Source organism: Labrenzia sp. THAF35 (assembly GCF_009363595.1).
Lineage (GTDB): Bacteria > Pseudomonadota > Alphaproteobacteria > Rhizobiales > Stappiaceae > Roseibium > Roseibium algicola.
Genome location: NZ_CP045380.1, coordinates 3,599,389 through 3,615,840 on the forward strand (window position 1 = coordinate 3,599,389; position 16,452 = coordinate 3,615,840).

The 16,452-nt window shown below is 59.9% G+C and carries 17 protein-coding genes; 11 read left to right on the top strand and 6 right to left on the bottom strand.

Annotated elements, in window-relative coordinates; genetic code table 11:
* The first annotated feature begins 79 nt into the window (after positions 1-79).
* From FIU93_RS16435 to ttcA, 8 genes are all read left to right on the top strand, one after another.
* Positions 80-886 carry a DeoR/GlpR family DNA-binding transcription regulator gene (locus FIU93_RS16435; RefSeq protein WP_031269240.1) on the top strand — a complete coding sequence of 269 codons (807 nt, stop codon included), beginning with the start codon at positions 80-82 and terminating at the stop codon, positions 884-886.
* Positions 887-941: 55 nt separating this feature from the next.
* On the top strand, positions 942-1,934 hold the full coding sequence (gene rhaS, locus FIU93_RS16440) for a rhamnose ABC transporter substrate-binding protein (protein ID WP_152506193.1): 993 nt from the start codon (positions 942-944) through the stop codon (positions 1,932-1,934).
* A gap of 101 nt (positions 1,935-2,035) precedes the next feature.
* Positions 2,036-3,589 carry a sugar ABC transporter ATP-binding protein gene (locus tag FIU93_RS16445; protein WP_152506194.1) on the top strand — a complete coding sequence of 518 codons (1,554 nt, stop codon included), beginning with the start codon at positions 2,036-2,038 and terminating at the stop codon, positions 3,587-3,589.
* Positions 3,586-4,569 (top strand): ABC transporter permease, encoded by a 984-nt coding sequence (locus FIU93_RS16450; RefSeq protein WP_055655090.1) that lies wholly within the window; start codon positions 3,586-3,588, stop codon positions 4,567-4,569. The genes FIU93_RS16445 and FIU93_RS16450 overlap by 4 nt, the downstream gene beginning before the upstream one ends.
* Entirely contained in the window at positions 4,566-5,582 is a 1,017-nt protein-coding gene (locus tag FIU93_RS16455) for an ABC transporter permease (RefSeq protein ID WP_152506195.1), read from the top strand. The genes FIU93_RS16450 and FIU93_RS16455 overlap by 4 nt, the downstream gene beginning before the upstream one ends.
* A 3-nt stretch (positions 5,583-5,585) precedes the next feature.
* Positions 5,586-5,900 (top strand): L-rhamnose mutarotase, encoded by a 315-nt coding sequence (gene rhaM, locus FIU93_RS16460; RefSeq protein WP_152506196.1) that lies wholly within the window; start codon positions 5,586-5,588, stop codon positions 5,898-5,900.
* A 6-nt stretch (positions 5,901-5,906) separates the two neighbouring features.
* On the top strand, positions 5,907-7,289 hold the full coding sequence (locus FIU93_RS16465; RefSeq protein ID WP_152506197.1) for an FGGY-family carbohydrate kinase: 1,383 nt from the start codon (positions 5,907-5,909) through the stop codon (positions 7,287-7,289).
* 107 nt (positions 7,290-7,396) lie between these two features.
* Entirely contained in the window at positions 7,397-8,335 is a 939-nt protein-coding gene (gene ttcA / locus FIU93_RS16470; RefSeq protein ID WP_152506198.1) for a tRNA 2-thiocytidine(32) synthetase TtcA, read from the top strand.
* A 461-nt stretch (positions 8,336-8,796) separates the two neighbouring features.
* On the opposite strand, the gene FIU93_RS16475 is transcribed toward ttcA, so the two are convergent.
* Positions 8,797-9,675 carry a LysR substrate-binding domain-containing protein gene (locus tag FIU93_RS16475; protein ID WP_152506199.1) on the bottom strand — a complete coding sequence of 293 codons (879 nt, stop codon included), beginning with the start codon at positions 9,673-9,675 and terminating at the stop codon, positions 8,797-8,799.
* Between the two features lie 114 nt (positions 9,676-9,789).
* Here FIU93_RS16475 and FIU93_RS16480 point away from each other — a divergent pair, with 114 nt between their 5' ends.
* The gene (locus FIU93_RS16480; RefSeq protein ID WP_152506200.1) at positions 9,790-10,785 is read left to right on the top strand and encodes an NAD(P)-dependent oxidoreductase; all 996 of its coding nucleotides are present in this window, start codon (positions 9,790-9,792) and stop codon (positions 10,783-10,785) included.
* The gene (locus tag FIU93_RS16485; RefSeq protein WP_152506201.1) at positions 10,782-12,206 is read left to right on the top strand and encodes an aldehyde dehydrogenase family protein; all 1,425 of its coding nucleotides are present in this window, start codon (positions 10,782-10,784) and stop codon (positions 12,204-12,206) included. The genes FIU93_RS16480 and FIU93_RS16485 overlap by 4 nt, the downstream gene beginning before the upstream one ends.
* A gap of 93 nt (positions 12,207-12,299) precedes the next feature.
* Here the strand turns inward: FIU93_RS16485 and FIU93_RS16490 are convergent, their stop codons facing one another.
* The 4 genes from FIU93_RS16490 to FIU93_RS16505 form a co-directional block, all read right to left on the bottom strand.
* Positions 12,300-12,962 (bottom strand): L,D-transpeptidase, encoded by a 663-nt coding sequence (locus FIU93_RS16490; RefSeq protein WP_062488371.1) that lies wholly within the window; start codon positions 12,960-12,962, stop codon positions 12,300-12,302.
* A 7-nt stretch (positions 12,963-12,969) separates the two neighbouring features.
* The gene (locus FIU93_RS16495; protein ID WP_055655078.1) at positions 12,970-13,434 is read right to left on the bottom strand and encodes a DUF411 domain-containing protein; all 465 of its coding nucleotides are present in this window, start codon (positions 13,432-13,434) and stop codon (positions 12,970-12,972) included.
* On the bottom strand, positions 13,427-13,708 hold the full coding sequence (locus FIU93_RS16500) for a hypothetical protein (protein ID WP_055655077.1): 282 nt from the start codon (positions 13,706-13,708) through the stop codon (positions 13,427-13,429). The genes FIU93_RS16495 and FIU93_RS16500 overlap by 8 nt, the downstream gene beginning before the upstream one ends.
* A gap of 118 nt (positions 13,709-13,826) precedes the next feature.
* Positions 13,827-14,180, bottom strand: coding sequence for a hypothetical protein (locus FIU93_RS16505; protein WP_077292539.1), 354 nt, complete (start codon positions 14,178-14,180; stop codon positions 13,827-13,829).
* A 205-nt stretch (positions 14,181-14,385) separates the two neighbouring features.
* Between FIU93_RS16505 and FIU93_RS16510 the strand changes: the two genes are divergently transcribed.
* On the top strand, positions 14,386-15,966 hold the full coding sequence (locus FIU93_RS16510; RefSeq protein WP_209010145.1) for a DUF427 domain-containing protein: 1,581 nt from the start codon (positions 14,386-14,388) through the stop codon (positions 15,964-15,966).
* Between the two features lie 157 nt (positions 15,967-16,123).
* Here FIU93_RS16510 and FIU93_RS16515 read toward each other — a convergent pair whose 3' ends face one another.
* Positions 16,124-16,405, bottom strand: coding sequence for a hypothetical protein (locus FIU93_RS16515; protein ID WP_023000868.1), 282 nt, complete (start codon positions 16,403-16,405; stop codon positions 16,124-16,126).
* Positions 16,406-16,452 lie beyond the last annotated feature (47 nt).

Genomic DNA, 16,452 nt, shown 5'->3' on the forward strand with positions numbered 1-16,452 from the left:
TGCAAAATGATCATTTTTGATTTTTTATGATTGACATTGACCGGTGTTGGTGGAAACGTTTGATCAATGGGAGGACCAGATGCACGAGAAAGAACGCCACAGGATCATATTGTCCGCAGTCCAGGATCGTCCGGTCGTGACGGTGCAGGAGCTGGTGGCGTTGACGGATTCCTCAGAAGCGACCATCCGTCGCGACATTGCCCAGTTGCATGTGCAGAAGAAGCTGCGCCGCGTGCGGGGTGGGGCGGAGAGCATTCATCCGCCGCAGTTCGTCGGGCTGGCGGGGCGTCCGTTCAGTGTCAACGAAACGATCAACATCGCTCAGAAACGCGCAATCGCGCAAAAGGCGGTGGAGCTGTGCGAGGATGGCGATGCCATCATCATCAACGGCGGCACAACCACCTTTCAGATGGTGCATCCGCTGGCAACCAAGCGCTGCCAGGTGTTCACCAACTCGTTTCCGATTGCCGAGCATCTCCTCAAGAATTCCAAGAACACCATCATGCTCTCGGGCGGGGTGATCTATCGCGAACAGAACATCATCCTGAGCCCCTTCGACAATGACGTGACCCGGAACTTCTACGCGACGCGCATGTTCATGGGCGCTCAGGGGCTTGGGCCGCTTGGGCTCATGGAGGCAGATCCGTTGCTCATTCAGGCCGAGCAGAAGCTGATCGGCCAGGCGGATGAACTGGTGGTTCTGGCGGATTCGTCGAAATTCAGCGCACGTTCCAGCCTGATCCTGTGCCCGCTCGAGCGGATTTCCACCGTCATCACCGATGACAGGATCCCAGACAGCGCGGCCAACATGCTGGAACAGGCCGACATCCATCTGATCGTGGCGGAAACAAGCGCCGCACAGACCAAGGCAACCTCGAACGGGTAGCCGGCACACTGTCCGGACCTTGGGAGGGGCCGGCAGCACTTTAGGGAGGAAGACCATGAAATTGCTCAAGTCACTTCTGGCGGCAACAGCAGTCGCCGCCGTCTGCATCGCCGCACCGGCCAGTGCCGCGGAAAAACGCATCGCCCTTGTCGTCAAGGCACTCGGCATCGGCTTCTTTGAAGCTGCCGCCAAGGGCGCTGAAGAGGCCGCCAAGGAACTCGGTGATGTCGAGATCATCTACACCGGCCCGACCGACACGACCGCAGAAGGTCAGATCGAGGTCATCAACGCGCTGATCGCCCAGAAAGTGGATGCCATTGCAATCTCCGCCAACGATCAGGACGCCCTGGTTCCGGCACTGAAGAAAGCCATGGACCGCGGCATTACCGTGATTTCCTGGGACAGCGGCGTTGCGCCGGAAGGTCGCCAGCTTCACCTCAATCCGTCGTCCAATCCGCTGATCGGCAACATGATCATCAAGCTGGCAGCCGATCATCTGCCCGATGGCGGTGATGTCGCCGTCCTGTCTGCGTCCGCAACCGCCACGAACCAGAACATCTGGATCGAGGAAATGAACAAGGTGAAGGACAATTATCCGGGCATCAACGTGGTCGCGACCGTTTATGGTGATGACCTTGCCGACAAGTCCTACCGTGAAGCCCAGGGCCTGATGCAGACCTATCCGGACCTGAAGGCGATCATCGCGCCGACGTCCGTGGGTATCGTTGCGGCCGCTCAGGCGGTCTCCGACGCCGAAAAAGCCGGTCAGATCAACGTGACCGGGCTCGGCCTGCCGTCAGAAATGGCTGGCCACCTCGCGTCCGGTGCATCCAAGTCGTTCGCCATCTGGAACCCGATCGATCTCGGCTATTCGGCAACCATGCTGGCTTACAACCTGTCCACCGGCGCCGCGGAAGCAAAGCCGGGTGCGGAAATCCCGATGGGACGTATGGGCACGCTGACGCTCAACGACAGCAACGAAGGCGCGATGGCGGACCCGTTCGTCTATGACAGCTCCAACATCGACGACTTCAAGGACATTTTCTAAGCTGGTCGCCAGGACCGGACGATAGAAACATGTCAGACCCGGTGCCATGCGCACCGGGTCTTTGAAACCAGCAACGAAACTCCAGGCTCCGGGAAATGGTCATGCTTGCGAACACGCAGGGCATAGCGGACACGCATCCGCAAACGGAAGACGGCGCGGGGCCGGTACTGACGCTCAGCGGTATCTCCAAGTCGTTCCCGGGCGTGAAGGCGCTTTCCGAAGTATCGCTGGAGCTGTTCCCGGGGGAAGTTACTGCCCTGGTAGGCGAAAACGGCGCGGGTAAATCCACCATCGTGAAGATCCTGACCGGCATCTATCAGCCGGACGAGGGCGCAATCGCGATCAATGGCACACCGGTCTCCTTTCCCACTGCCCAGGACGCGGGCCGGGCAGGGGTGACGGCGATCCATCAGGAAACTGTCCTTTTCGATGATCTGTCGGTGGCAGAAAACATTTTCATCGGCCATGCGCCGAAAACCCGTTTCGGGCTGATTGACCGCAAGGAAATGCTGCGCAAGGCACAAGCGCTGCTCGACCGGATCGGCGCCAGGATCGATCCGAATGTCACGCTGAAGGATCTCGGTATTGCCAACAAGCACCTGGTGGCGATTGCCCGGGCGCTCTCCATCGACGCCAAGATCGTCATCATGGATGAGCCGACCGCCTCGCTGTCCCACAAGGAAATCGAGGAAACCTACGAGCTGGTGGAACGCCTGAAGGCCGAAGGCAAGGCGATCCTCTTCATCAGCCACAAGTTTGACGAGATCTTCCGCATCGCGGACCGCTACACGGTTTTCCGGGACGGCCAGATGGTCGGCAAGGGCAAGATCGAGGCTGTTTCCGAACAGGAGCTGGTCAAGCTCATGGTCGGCCGGTCGGTCGACCAGGTTTTCCCGAAACGGGCACCGCAACTGGGTGAGGAAGTGCTGAAGGTTGTCGGCTATTGCCACCCGACGGAATTCGAGGACATCGGCTTCACGCTTCGTGCGGGAGAGATCCTTGGGTTTTACGGCCTTGTGGGGGCCGGGCGCAGCGAATTCATGCAGGCGCTGTTCGGCGTGACCAGGCCTTCCAAAGGGGCAATCCGGATAGACGACAGGATCGCCGTCATTCGCGATCCGAACGAGGCCATCCGGCAGGGCATCGTCTATGTCCCGGAGGATCGGGGCAAACAGGGGGCCATCAAGGGCCTGCCCATTTTCCAGAATGTCTCGCTGCCGTCGCTCAAGGAAACCTCGCGCAAGGGGTTCCTGCGGCTTGCGGAGGAATTCAAGCTGGCCCGTGACTACACGCGGCGGCTGGACTTGCGCGCAGCAGCTCTTGACCAGGATATTGGCGAACTGTCTGGCGGCAACCAGCAGAAGGTTGTCATCGCCAAATGGCTTGCGACCAAACCTCGGGTGATCATCCTGGACGAACCCACCAAGGGCATCGACATCGGGTCCAAGGCCGCGGTGCATGAATTCATGGCGGAACTGGCCGCCGAAGGTCTGGCGGTCATCATGGTGTCGTCCGAAATTCCGGAAATTCTCGGCATGTCCGACCGGGTGATTGTCATGCGGGAGGGGCGTATCGCCGCCGAATTTGAAGGCGCTGACCTGTCGCCCGAACATCTGGTGCGGGCGGCTGCCGGCATCACGGAGGTGCGCACATGATCCGCTCGCTGATGAAATCGCGCGAGACCATTCTCGCCGGAGCCATCCTGGTTCTGGTTCTCGCTATCGCCACTCGCTTTCCCGGCTTCGTCGCGCCGTCCAACCTGGCGAATGTCTTCAACGACACGGCTCCGCTGATCATTCTGGCTCTCGGCCAGATGGTGGTGATCCTCACCCGGTGTATCGATCTGTCAGTCGCCGCGAACCTTGCGCTCACCGGCATGGTGGTTGCCATGCTCAACATGGCCATGCCCGGTCTGCCGGTGCCGGTTATCCTGGCCCTGGCGATCTGTCTTGGGGCCTTGATGGGGCTCGCGAACGGACTGCTTGTCTGGAAGCTGGATATTCCGCCCATTGTCGTCACCCTTGGCACCATGACCATCTACCGGGGCATCATCTTCGTCATTTCCGGCGGGGAGTGGATCAACGCCCATGAAATGAGTGACGCCTTCAAGGCCTTCCCGCGTGAGGTCGTGCTTGGCCTGCCGGTTCTGTCGTGGATCGCGATCGCAGTCGTGATCGGGTTTATCGTTCTGGTCGGGCGGACACCACTTGGCAGGGCTTTCTTTGCCGTTGGCGGCAATCCGCATGCGGCGGTCTATACGGGCATCAATGTCGGCCTTACCCAATGCGCGGCCTATGTCATTTCCGGCGCGCTTGCCGGCCTCACCGGCTATCTCTGGGTTGCCCGCTATGCCGTTGCCTATGTCGATATCGCCGGCGGCTTCGAGCTTGAGGTGGTCGCGGCCTGCGTCATCGGTGGGATCTCGATTGCAGGCGGCATCGGGTCTGTCGGCGGGGCTCTTCTCGGTGCGCTGTTCCTCGGTATCGTCAAGAACGCCCTTCCGGTGATCAATATCTCGCCCTTCTGGCAACTCGCGATTTCCGGCAGCGCAATCATCATCGCCGTAGCCTTCAACGCCACGTCCAACCGGACCAAGGGCCGGGTGATCCTGAAAAAAGCGGAGCACGCAGCATGAGCCTCGCCACCCCAGACACCGGCGCGCAGGGGCGTCAGATTCCGGACAGGCTGAAGTCGCCGCTGCAGCGGTTTATGGTGAGCTGGGAACTGCTACTACTCGTGGTCGCCGTCGCCGTCTTCACGCTGAACAGCTTTGCCTCGCCCTATTTCCTTGATCCGTGGAACCTCTCCGACGCGACCTTCAATTTCACCGAAAAGGCGATGATCGCCTTTGCCATGGGGCTTCTGATCATCTCCGGAGAGATCGACCTTTCGGTTGCCTCGATCATTGCACTTTCGTCCACGGCCATGGGCTTTGCCGTCCAGATGGGGGCCGATACGCCGGTTCTGGTGTTGATCGGCCTCGGCACAGGGCTGTTGTGCGGTGCCTTCAACGGCTTTCTGGTGACGGGCTTCGGCCTGCCGTCCATCGTGGTGACCATCGGCACCATGAGCCTGTTCCGCGGCATTTCCTATATCGTGCTCGGCGACAAGGCCTACACCGGCTATCCGTCCGACTTTGCCTTTTTCGGGCAGGGCTACGCCTGGTGGGTGATCTCTTTCGAGTTCGTCCTGTTCGCTCTGCTGGCCATAGTCTTTGCCGTCATCCTGCACAAGACGAACTTTGGCCGCGCGGTCTATGTCGTCGGCAACAACCCTGTCGGCGCGCTTTTTTCCGGTATTCGCGTGCCGCGGGTCAAATTCGCACTTTTCCTGCTCACGGGCCTTATGTCGGGTGTTGCCGCCATATGCCTGACCTCGCGTCTCGGGGCGACAAGACCATCGATTGCCTTCGGCTGGGAGCTTGAGATCGTGACAATGGTGGTGCTGGGCGGCGTCAATATTCTCGGTGGCTCCGGCTCTATTCCGGGCGTGGTGATCGCCGCCTTTGTGATGGGCATGGTCACCTTCGGGTTTGGCCTGCTCAACGTACCGGGCATCGTCATGTCGATCTTCATCGGTCTGCTGCTGATTGCCGTCATTGCCTTGCCGCGCATCGCCCACCGGGTTCTCGCAAAGCGGAAGGCCTGAACCATGGAAAAATATGCCTTCAAGATGAAGCTCAATCCGGGCATGGAAGCGGAATACCGGAAGCGCCATGACGAAATCTGGCCGGAACTGGTGGCCTTGTTGAAAGACGCAGGCATCAGCGACTATTCAATTCATCTGGATCCCGAGACCGACATCCTCTTCGGCGTGCTTTGGCGCCAGGAAGGCCACAAGATGAACGATCTGCCGAACCACCCGGTGATGCGGAAATGGTGGGCACATATGGCCGATGTGATGGCGACAAAACCGGACAACGAACCAGTGGCAACACCGCTCACAACCGTTTTTCACATGGATTGAGCGTTGATGGCAGCGATCCGGAATGTGGGCGTCATCGATATTGGCAAGACCAACGCCAAGGTCGCCGTGGTCGATCTGGACCAGCGCAGGGAACTTGGCGTTCTGACGCGCCCCAACTCGGTCCTGCCGGGGCCGCCCTATCCGCATTTCGACCTCAAAGGCCACTGGGATTTCATCTGCGACGCGCTGGCGGAGCTGCACAAGGCCCATGGTATCGATGCCCTGTCGGTGACGACGCATGGTGCCAGCGCCGTTCTTCTGGACGCGGAAGGAAGCCTTGCCGCGCCGATGCTGGACTATGAATTCGCCGGCCCGGACGACCTGGCGGCCGCCTATGATGTGATCCGGCCGGACTTCGCGGAAACCGGGTCACCCAGGCTCGGCATGGGCCTCAATCTGGGGGCGCAACTCCATTGGCAACTGAAAACGGACCCGGGTCTGCTTGACCGGGTGGCGACGGTTCTGACCTATCCGCAATACTGGACCTACAAGCTCACCGGGGTTCTTTCCAACGAGGTAACTTCGCTCGGTTGTCATACCGACCTGTGGTGCCCGTCCGAAAACCTGTTCTCCTCGTTAGTGAACCGGCTCGGTCTGGAGGAGAAGATGGCTCCCGTGCGCAAGGCGGGTGATCGTCTCGGGTCGGTCCTGCCGGAGGTTGTGGCCCGGACCGGATTGCCGAAGGATATTCCGGTCGCCTGCGGCATTCACGATTCCAACGCGTCGCTTTATCCGCATCTGATCCTGCGACAGCCTCCGTTTTCGGTCGTCTCCACCGGCACCTGGGTGATCGTGCTGGCGATAGGCGGCGGCCGGGTGCTCCTCGATCCGTCCCGCGACACGCTGATCAACGTCAACGCTTTCGGGGATCCCGTGCCTTCGGCAAGGTTCATGGGTGGACGTGAGTTCGACATGATCCTGAAGGGACGTGAGAAGGGCTGTTCGGAAGAACAGATTGATACCGTGCTTTCTCGCGAGATCATGCTTTTTCCCGCTGTCGACCCACGCTCCGGCCCTTTCCAGGACAGCGAGTATCACTGGAGCGTGGATGAATCGCTCCTGACCGACGGCGAATGCTTTGCGGCTCTGTCCTTCTATCTGGCGCTGGTGACGGCGGAGTGCCTGGCGATGACCGGTGCAGAAGGTCCAATTGTTGTGGAGGGGCCGTTCGCTCAGAACGGGCTTTACCTTGACATGCTGGAGGTTGCGACCGGGCGGCCGGTTGAAGCATCGGCTGGGTCGCTCACCGGAACCAGTATCGGCGCCGCGTTGCTGGTGGCGGACGGTGATACGGAAAAACGGCCGCAGGCTGGCCCACGCGGACGCGGCGGCGAACGTCTCTCTCGGCTGAAGCAATATGCAGAGAAGTGGCAAGAACAGCTCCAGTGAGCGAACTGCCATCCCCTGATACGCACGGCTTTTCCCTTTTCCCGGCAGCCTTGATCCGCTATGTCAGCGCAAAGACAGCGAACCCAACAAGCCGCCGAGCTTCTCAAATGAACGATATTGCCGACAGTACCGACATCGACGTACCCGCGTTGCTTCGCAATGCACCTGCGAGCGTTGAGTTCAAGAAGCTGAGAAAGCGCCTCTTGCGCCAGGCGCGTGAGGCGATTGCCGACTTCGGGATGCTGCCGGAAGGGGCTTCCCAGGAAAAGCGGCCGAAGTGGCTGGTCTGCCTGTCGGGTGGCAAGGACAGTTACACGCTGCTGGCGGTGCTGATCGAACTGAAATGGCGTGGTCTGCTGCCGGTCGACCTGATCGCCTGCAATCTGGATCAGGCTCAGCCCGGTTTTCCGGCGGACATCCTGCCGAAATTCTTCGAGGACAACGGTATCGAGCACATCATCGTGCGCGAAGACACCTATTCCATTGTGACCGACAAGATCCCCGAACACCGCACCTATTGTTCGCTGTGTTCGCGCCTGCGCCGCGGAATTCTCTACCGGGTCGCACGGGAGCAGGGCTGCGAGGCCATCGTGCTCGGCCATCACCGGGAAGATATTCTGGAGACGTTCTTCATGAACCTCTTCCACGGTGGCCGTCTGGCCTCCATGCCGCCCAAGCTGATCAACGACGAGGGCGATCTTCTGGTGCTCCGACCGCTTGCCTATTCTGCTGAAAGCGACATCGCACGCTTTGCCAACGGCATGCAGTTCCCGATCATTCCCTGCAATCTCTGTGGCTCGCAGGACGGCCTGCAGCGCGAGGAAGTCAAACGCATGCTGCAGGGCTGGGAAAAGGCAACCCCCGGCCGCCTTGGTGTCATGGCCCGCGCCCTCGGCCACACCCGGCCGTCGCATCTCCTCGACCGCTCGCTCTACGACTTCGTCAACCTGCGCCCTGCCGAGGGCGGGGTAGAGGTGAGCGGCGAAGCCGAAGAGCCCTGTGGCGCAAGCCTGGCGATGACGGCAAAGCTGTTCGCAGCGGAGTGATCTTCTGAGGCGCATCCGCGGTAACAACGGCGTTCAGATAGCCCTATTCCTTATCCCCCACGCTCCCCGTCATTGCCGGACTTAATCCGGCAATCCACTCCGCGGCCTTTCCAAATGGATAGGCGTTGCCGTGTCGTGTTGCATCGGCATGGATGCCATGGTCGAGCCATGGCATGACGAGGGTGTGGCACGGAAAGGGATGATCTCGCAGCTCAGCCTGCTCCGTCATTGTCACACGTCCTTGGCTTGTCATCCCGGTTTGTCGCACGAGCGACAAGACCGGGATCCAGTATGCCTTGCGATTGGACTTCTAAAAAGAAATGTATTTCAATATCTTATCGGTTTTTCGCTGGGGTGAGGCCTGTGAGCGCGGAGACGTGCATCTATTGAAAACGATATGAGCCTCTTGCCCACTTCCAGCGCGCAGGTGAGCGTTTGACCTGACCGGAATAGCCACCGGCCTATGCTGCAAACAGGTCTCGCAGCCAGGTTTCCACCCGTTGAACCGCCGGTTTTCGCGGAGAGGAATTGTCCCGGTTCAGCAGGTAATGGGTGCGCATGGAAGGCAGCCCCGGGTCCAGAGGGGTCGTCAGCCGTCCGCTTCCCGCCAGCCGGGCTGCAACCTTGCTCAGCAGCAGGGCGACACCGCCGCCGGCAGCCGCCAGTTCAACCGCCGCGAGGGAGGTGTCGACGGTGACGCCCGAGTGTCCGGATGGCTGCGTGAGGGACTGAGCTTCGAAAAAACGTGGCCAGTGATCGTCGAAGCCGAGAATGTGAATGCGTGGAAGATCCATCAGATCCGCCGGTTCCTTCAATCTCTCGGCCAGCCCCGGATGACACACCGGCACGATCTTTTCCGGTCCCAGCGGTTCTGCATGCGCACCTGGCCAATTGCCTGTGCCGAGGCGGATCTCGATGTCGGTGCCGGTCTCAAGGGCTGTGTCGGCCCAGATTGCCGACAAGAGCCGAATGTCCAGTTCAGGATGGGTCTTCTGAAATGCTGCCAGGGCAGGGGCGATGATGAGAACAGTTTCGGAAATCGGCGCCCGAATGGTTACGGAGCCGGCCGTTCGGTTGCCGAAGAGGCTGTCCGTGGAGACGGCAAGGTCCTGCAAGGCCTTGCGTACCGACGGCAGATAAGCCCGGCCGCTGGCGGTAAGCTCCAGCTTTCGCGTCGTGCGTTGGAAAAGCTGATGGCCGAGCTGGGTTTCCAGTGCGCTGATGTGCGTGCTGACAGCGGCCTGGGTGAGGCCGAGTTCCGCGCCCGCTGCGGTGAAGCCGCCCAGCCGGCTGACGGCTTCGAAGCTTCTCAGCCATACGAGATTGGGGAGTGCCGACATTCTCTTCATTCATAAAAATAGTTTGGTAATTAGCTGAATTAATATCATTTCTCTATTTCATAGGCGAGGCGCAAAGTGAAGGCATCAAACCCTGTTTCACGAAAGGCGCTTCTCATGCGGGTCGGTTTCATCGGATTGGGCAATGTCGGCGGCAAACTGGCTGGCAGCCTGCTGCGCAATGGTCTTGAGGTCATGGTGCTGGACCTCAATCCGCTGCTTATGGAAAGCTTTGCGGCCAGGGGAGCCCTACGCGGCCAAAGCCCGAAGGAGCTTGCAGAAAGCTGCGATGTCGTCATCACCTGCCTGCCCAGTCCGGCAGCCTGTGCTGCGGTCGTGGAAGGTCCGGACGGTATTCTGGAAGGTATTGGCCCGGGCAGGATCTGGGCGGAAATGTCGACAACGGATGCCGGCGAAGTGCGTCGTCTGGCAGGGCTTGTTGTCGCCAGAGGGGCGGAGGCGATCGAATGCCCGGTTTCGGGCGGCTGCCACAGGGCTGCTACCGGAAATATCTCGATCTTTGCCGGGTGTCCGCGTGAAACCTTCGAGCGCATGCTGCCGCTCCTGACCGTTCTGGGGCGGCGCGTGCTGCACACCGGCGAGATCGGCTCGGCATCTGTTCTGAAAGTCGTCACCAACTATCTGGCAACGGCCAATCTGGTGTCTTTGGTCGAAGCGCTGACCACCTGCAAGGCAGCCGGAATGGATCTTGGCACGGCTTACGAGGCAATCCGGATTTCCTCAGGTAATTCGTTTGTCCATGAAACGGAGAGCCAGGTCATCCTCAACGGCTCGCGCGACATCTCCTTCACCATGGATCTTGTTGCCAAGGACATCGGCCTGTTCCAGAAAATCGCAGACGATCATCAGGTTCCGCTGGAAGTGTCGCCGCTTCTCAACCGGATTTTTGCAGACGGGATCGACCGCTATGGTCCGCGGGAATTGTCGCCCAACATCATCAAACGCCTTGAAGATGCAACCGGTCTTGATATCCGGGCACCGGGTTTTCCGGATGAGATGGTTGACGAGGAGCCGGAAGAAGCCGGATATGAGGTTACGCCAAGAAGTGGCGACGACATGAAACTGAACAGACGGGAAGCAGCAGGCGGATGATTGAAAAGCGGCAGTTCTATATCGGTGGATCCTGGGTCGATCCGGTCGAGGCAAAAACGCTCGAGGTGATCAACCCGGCGACGGAAAAGCCGGTTGCCGTGATCTCCCTGGGCAGTGCCGCCGATGTGGACAAGGCGGTTGCTGCAGCCAAGGCCGCTTTTGCAGGCTGGTCGGAAACAAGTGTCGAGGAACGTGCCGCGCTTCTTGAGCGTGTCATCGCGATCTACCAACGCCGGTCGGAGGAAATGGACGAAGCGATCCGGCTTGAAATGGGGGCGCCGCGCAGCTTTGCGCGCGGCAGCCAGACACCTGCCGGATCCGGCCACCTGGAAGCGACACTGGAAGCCCTGAAGCATCATGTGTTCGAACGTCCGAGCCCGCGTGGCGGCAGCGTGCTGCGGCACGAGCCGATTGGCGTTTGTGGCTTGATCACACCCTGGAACTGGCCGATCAACCAGATTGCGGCAAAGGTCGCGCCCGCGCTTGCCGCTGGTTGCACCATGGTGCTGAAGCCAAGTGAAATTGCGCCTCTCTCCGGGCTTCTCTTCGCCGAGATCCTGGATGAGGCCGGCTGCCCGGCTGGTGTTTTCAATCTGGTAAATGGCGATGGACCGGGCGTCGGATCTGCAATGTCCTCGCATCCGGATATCGACATGATGTCCTTTACCGGTTCGACCCGTGCCGGCGTCGCGGTCAGTCAGAATGCTGCACCGACGGTCAAGCGTGTTGCTCTGGAGCTCGGCGGCAAGTCGGCCAATCTGCTCTTTGCGGATGCGGACCTGGAAACGGCCCTGCGCACGTCGCTGTCGGGCTGCTTTTCCAACACGGGCCAGTCCTGCGATGCACCGACCCGTCTGCTCGTGGAGCGAAGCGTCTATGACGAGGCTATTGCGCTTGCCGGAAAGATTGCGGCGGAAACCAAGGTCGGGGATCCGGCGGAGGAGGGAGATCACATCGGGCCGGTGATCAGTGACCTGCAATACGAAAAGATCCAGGGTCATATCGAGCGCGGTCTGGCAGACGGTGCCCGCCTTGTTGCCGGAGGTCCAGGCAAACCGAAGGGGTTCGAGACAGGGTATTTCGTTCAGCCGACAGTGTTTGCCGATGTTACCAACCAGATGTCGATTGCCCGTAACGAGATCTTCGGGCCCGTGTTGGTGATGATCCCGTTCGACACGGAAGAGGAGGCTGTCGCGATTGCCAACGATACGCCTTACGGCCTTGCCGCCTACATCCAGACCGGCGATCCGGAACGAGCGAAGCGCGTAGCCCGCAAACTGCGCGCAGGCAGCGTCTATATCAACGGCAACAGCCCGGACTGGGATGTGCCGTTCGGCGGTTACAAACAGTCCGGCAATGGCCGCGAATATGGCGAATTCGGCCTGGAAGACTTTCTGGAACTGAAAGCCATTACAGGCTGATACCAGGCAGCGGACGCACCAGCCATTGCTGATGGCTGGAGATGGCGAAGGGACCGGCTGGCCGGCCCCTTTTCCGCAAGCGTGTCTTGAACCTTACAAAACGACGATCTGGGATCCGTCAGCAACCCGGCTGTAAAGATCGATGACGTCCTGGTTGATCAGGCGGACACAACCACTGGAAACGGCAGAACCGATGGTCCAGTATTCGCCCGTGCCGTGGATACGGTAGAGCGTATCCTTGTTGCCCTGGAAGATGTAGAGCGCTCTTGCACCCAGCGGGTTTTCGATGCCCGGGGGCATGCCGCCGTTACGCCAGCTCCATTTTTCCAGTTCCGGCTGCCGCTGGATCATCTCTTCCGGCGGTGTCCATTTGGGCCAGGCGGCCTTGCGGGCGATCCGCGCACGGCCGGACCATTCGAACCCGGCACGACCCAGGCCGACGCCGTAGCGCATCGCCTTGCCGTTTTCCTGGACGAGGTAGAGGTAGTAGTTGCTGGTATCGACGACCAGCGTACCGACCTTCTCGCTGGTCTGATAATCGACCTGTTTGCGGTAGTAGCGTTCCGGTACCTTCTTCAAATCCGGAGCCGGGATCGGAAACTGCTCTTCCGGCATCGCACGGTACATGGCAAGGACGGACGGATCCTGCCAGGGGGCAAGTGGCTGCTGGGGAGCGGTCGTCATACAGCCGCTGACGGCGAGCCCTGTAAGGCTCGCCGACCCGGCAAGAAATGATCTTCTTGTAAGGTTCGTCATTTGAAGGCTACTGGCCTGTTTCTAGATAAGGGACGGGAGGATCGGCCGGATTCTGGCCGAGGGTGTAAACCGTGTATTGCGCCGTCGGGTCGTCGCCCATGCCGAGCGACCCCTGGGGCATGCCCGGAACCGCGATACCGCGAATGTCCGGACGCTCCGACAGCATTTTTTCAACCGCTTCCAGCGGCACGTGTCCTTCGATGATGTATTTCCGGTCACCGCCGGTCACCGCCGTGTGGCAGGCCTGCATGTCATCCGGAATGCCTGCCTGCGCCTTGATGGAGCTCAGGTCTTCCATATCGTGAACGGCGACCTTGTAGCCGGCAGCCTCGACGGCCTCGGTCCACAGCTCGCAACAACCGCACCAGGGTGACTTGTAGACCGTGATGGTGTTGTCTTCCGCAGCCCAGGCGACCGAGGACAAGGCCAGGAACCCACCGGCAAGTGCAAAAGCGAATGGTCTTCTAGACATGATCGGCCTCCTTTCGTGCGTGCGCATGGCACGGCTTGCCCATGACACGATGCAGAATCACATGCATGGCGACGCAGCCGAACATCGGCACGGCCAGCAGCAACGCTTCACCAGCCGTCAGTCCGGTCGGTGCGGAAACGATCAGCAGACCAGTCACCACCGCCATCAGCAGGCAGCAGCCGAACATGAAGAGATTGTTCCTGTTCAGATTTTTCCGAATTCGAAATGCAGGCGCGGCATAGGATGCCTGTGTACCGTTTTCCTGAAGACTCATGATTTTTTCCTGTCTTTCAGGCGAACTGTTCTCATGCCGGTCAATTGTGCCCCGGCAAGATGTCGTTCAACCTTCCAATAGTGTTGGCTAAGCCGGAACTTTGTGTTCCGTTGGATTGTCAGCCTTTAATGGGAGGTTGATCTTCCGCGTACGGCAGAGCGTCCGTCAGGACGGGAGGTGACGTGGTTTCCGGCCCGGTCACCGCGGATTGGAATTGCAGTGCCACAACGGAGAAATGAGACAGGCAATCCGGGCCGCACCCGAAGGGTTTGGTGGTTTTTCCGGTCTGGCTGTCCGGTTGGCAACATTGGGCATGATGCGCGGTAAATTGCACCGTCTTTGCGGCCAGGTCCGTTTCCACCGCCATCGAGCGTTCCAGAGCGCGAATGCTCTTTGGAACATGCGTGTAGGCTGCGGCGGTTGTGACCCCGGCAAAAAAGCAGATCAACAATGTGATCAAGACGTTGCGCATTCAATCTCAGTACCCGACAGGGGTCTCAATTTCCATACCTTGGCTGCTCACAAGCGCGTAATCGCGAATTGAGGTCAAACCGTGGCTTGCCACGAAGTCTGCCCCGGGTACCACCTATGCGTTTTTTGCAAGTGTCGGCGACTGGGGCGCGCCACACAGGTGTGAGCAGAGGGGGCGCATGCATGTGCACTGGACAGCTCGCCATGTGTTCCATATCTCTTTTTTCATGACCGTGCACGCGCAGCAAACCTCGAACGACTACGGGATCCTTGTGGAACCGCTTGCCGGCGAAGTGACGGCCTGGCGGGGGGACCAGTTGCTGGCGCGGTCTTCAAAGGCGCGGGTGATGTATGAAACCCGGCTTGCACCTGCGATCTATTTCCCGCGCGACGACGTTCTGGCAGACCTCGAACCGGCTCCGGAGCGCAGAACCTTCTGCCCGTTCAAGGGAACGGCTAGCTACAGCCACGTCCGTGTCGGCAATGAAACGCTGGAGAACGGCGCCTGGAGTTATCTCAATGCGTTGCCGGAAGGTAAGGCTGTTGATGGACTTGTGGCCTTCATGCCGGGTGTGGCGAGCCGGGTCGATTTTCAGGGCGCCCCGATTGATCCGCTGCCTGTCGGGAACATCACAGGGCCGACAGTCGATTGGCTGCTGCGCGAAGCCTGGGCCGCGAAAACGCCGGAAGAACTAACAGCCGCCCTTGGCCGGAAACTGGTGGAGGACGGGATAGCCGTCTGCCGAATCAGCATCCTGATATGGTCACTGCACCCGATGATTGCCGGCCGTCATTATGTGTGGACGCGCGACGACGATACCGTGCAGAGCTTTGCTCCGTCCTACGAGACACTGGAGAGCCCGGCCTTTCGCCTGAGCCCGCTTCAACATGTGGCCGACGGTTTGGGAGGCATTCGGCAAAAGATCGATTCGAACCCCGACGAGTTCAATTTCCCGATCATGGAAGACCTGAGGCAGCAGGGCGTTACCGACTATGTCGCCATGCCGCTGCCTTTTTCCGACGGGCGGATCAATGTGATGACCCTCGCTTCGGATCATCCTGCCGGTTTCACCACGGCAAACCTCGGACTGGTGTTCGAATGTTCGGCCCTTATCAGCCGGCTTTTCGAGGTGTTTGCGCTGACCTCCAATGCGACGTCCCTTCTGGAAACCTATCTGGGCAAGCGGACGGGCGCGCGGGTTCTAGGCGGCGATATCCGGCGTGGGGACGGTGATGTCATCGACGCGGCGATCCTGTTCTGCGACCTCAGGCATTCCACCAGGCTCGAAACGGAGCTTGGCCGGCAAGCCTATGTCGGTGAACTCAACCGGTTCTTCGAGGTCACGACCGATATCGTCAACGCGCATGAAGGCGAGGTCCTGAAGTTCATTGGCGACGCAGTGCTGGCGATTTTCCCTGCGGGCGTCGGCCTGGAAGAGGCCTGCCGGCAAGCAGTTGCCAGTGCCGAGGAGATCGTTCGCCGTCTGAAGGTGCCAGACCCGGACACAAAGGGCATCTCCATGCACTGTGCCATCGGCATCGCCTTTGGTGAGGTCACCTACGGCAATGTCGGGTCAAGGGAACGGCTTGATTTCACGGTGATCGGCCATGCAGCCAACATCGCGGCGCGACTTGGGGATTACGGCAAGGTTATCGGGCAGGAGATCGTTGCGACGGCGGAAGTGGCCCTGGAAGCAGGGCTGCCTTCGATCCCGCTCGGATCGGTCGACCTGCACAATGTCGCCGGGCCTGTGGCAGCGCATGCGGTTACGACGTTGGATGACTGAGCAAAAGACCTGAATTCCTCAAGTCGGCCAGCTTGCAAAGACCTTTGCCGCTCTTGTTTCGAAGATCTTTTCGGGAAGCCGCAACGTTTCAGGGGATGCCTGTCACCATCTGCCAAGTGCTGAGCGAGTGAACGCTCAGCCTGAAGCGCGCCTGAATTCAGCGGACGGTGTGTTCTCCGTCAAATCCGCCCATCGGCTGGTTGCGGACAAGGATTACGAGGCCTTCCTTGCTGGGCTCGGCATCCTTCAGTGCAACACCGCCGTAGTTGGCGCAAAGTTCTTCGGCGCTCTTGGCTTTGGCTGGTGTGAACATGGTGAGCGCCTGGCAGTCGACGCGGCGCAGTTCGCCGTCGGTCTTTACGCCACCGGACATGACGATTCCGGCTCCGACAAGTGCCAGAACGAAAGTGGAGGTGGCAGCAACTGCAATCTTGTTCATTGTCCCCGGTCCCATTTCCCGGCTCCGTTGTTTGATGGAGCCCTGCG

Bases quoted from the DNA above. Each gene is read 5' to 3' on its own strand.
- FIU93_RS16515 (WP_023000868.1), bottom strand. From the start codon at position 16,405: ATGAACAAGATTGCAGTTGCTGCCACCTCCACTTTCGTTCTGGCACTT.
- FIU93_RS16485 (WP_152506201.1), top strand. From the start codon at position 10,782: ATGATTGAAAAGCGGCAGTTCTATATCGGTGGATCCTGGGTCGATCCG.
- FIU93_RS16445 (WP_152506194.1), top strand. From the start codon at position 2,036: ATGCTTGCGAACACGCAGGGCATAGCGGACACGCATCCGCAAACGGAA.
- FIU93_RS16500 (WP_055655077.1), bottom strand. From the start codon at position 13,708: ATGAGTCTTCAGGAAAACGGTACACAGGCATCCTATGCCGCGCCTGCA.
- FIU93_RS16480 (WP_152506200.1), top strand. From the start codon at position 9,790: ATGCGGGTCGGTTTCATCGGATTGGGCAATGTCGGCGGCAAACTGGCT.
- FIU93_RS16490 (WP_062488371.1), bottom strand. From the start codon at position 12,962: ATGACGAACCTTACAAGAAGATCATTTCTTGCCGGGTCGGCGAGCCTT.
- rhaM (WP_152506196.1), top strand. From the start codon at position 5,586: ATGGAAAAATATGCCTTCAAGATGAAGCTCAATCCGGGCATGGAAGCG.
- ttcA (WP_152506198.1), top strand. From the start codon at position 7,397: ATGAACGATATTGCCGACAGTACCGACATCGACGTACCCGCGTTGCTT.
- FIU93_RS16435 (WP_031269240.1), top strand. From the start codon at position 80: ATGCACGAGAAAGAACGCCACAGGATCATATTGTCCGCAGTCCAGGAT.
- rhaS (WP_152506193.1), top strand. From the start codon at position 942: ATGAAATTGCTCAAGTCACTTCTGGCGGCAACAGCAGTCGCCGCCGTC.
- FIU93_RS16495 (WP_055655078.1), bottom strand. From the start codon at position 13,434: ATGTCTAGAAGACCATTCGCTTTTGCACTTGCCGGTGGGTTCCTGGCC.
- FIU93_RS16465 (WP_152506197.1), top strand. From the start codon at position 5,907: ATGGCAGCGATCCGGAATGTGGGCGTCATCGATATTGGCAAGACCAAC.
- FIU93_RS16450 (WP_055655090.1), top strand. From the start codon at position 3,586: ATGATCCGCTCGCTGATGAAATCGCGCGAGACCATTCTCGCCGGAGCC.
- FIU93_RS16505 (WP_077292539.1), bottom strand. From the start codon at position 14,180: ATGCGCAACGTCTTGATCACATTGTTGATCTGCTTTTTTGCCGGGGTC.
- FIU93_RS16475 (WP_152506199.1), bottom strand. From the start codon at position 9,675: ATGTCGGCACTCCCCAATCTCGTATGGCTGAGAAGCTTCGAAGCCGTC.
- FIU93_RS16455 (WP_152506195.1), top strand. From the start codon at position 4,566: ATGAGCCTCGCCACCCCAGACACCGGCGCGCAGGGGCGTCAGATTCCG.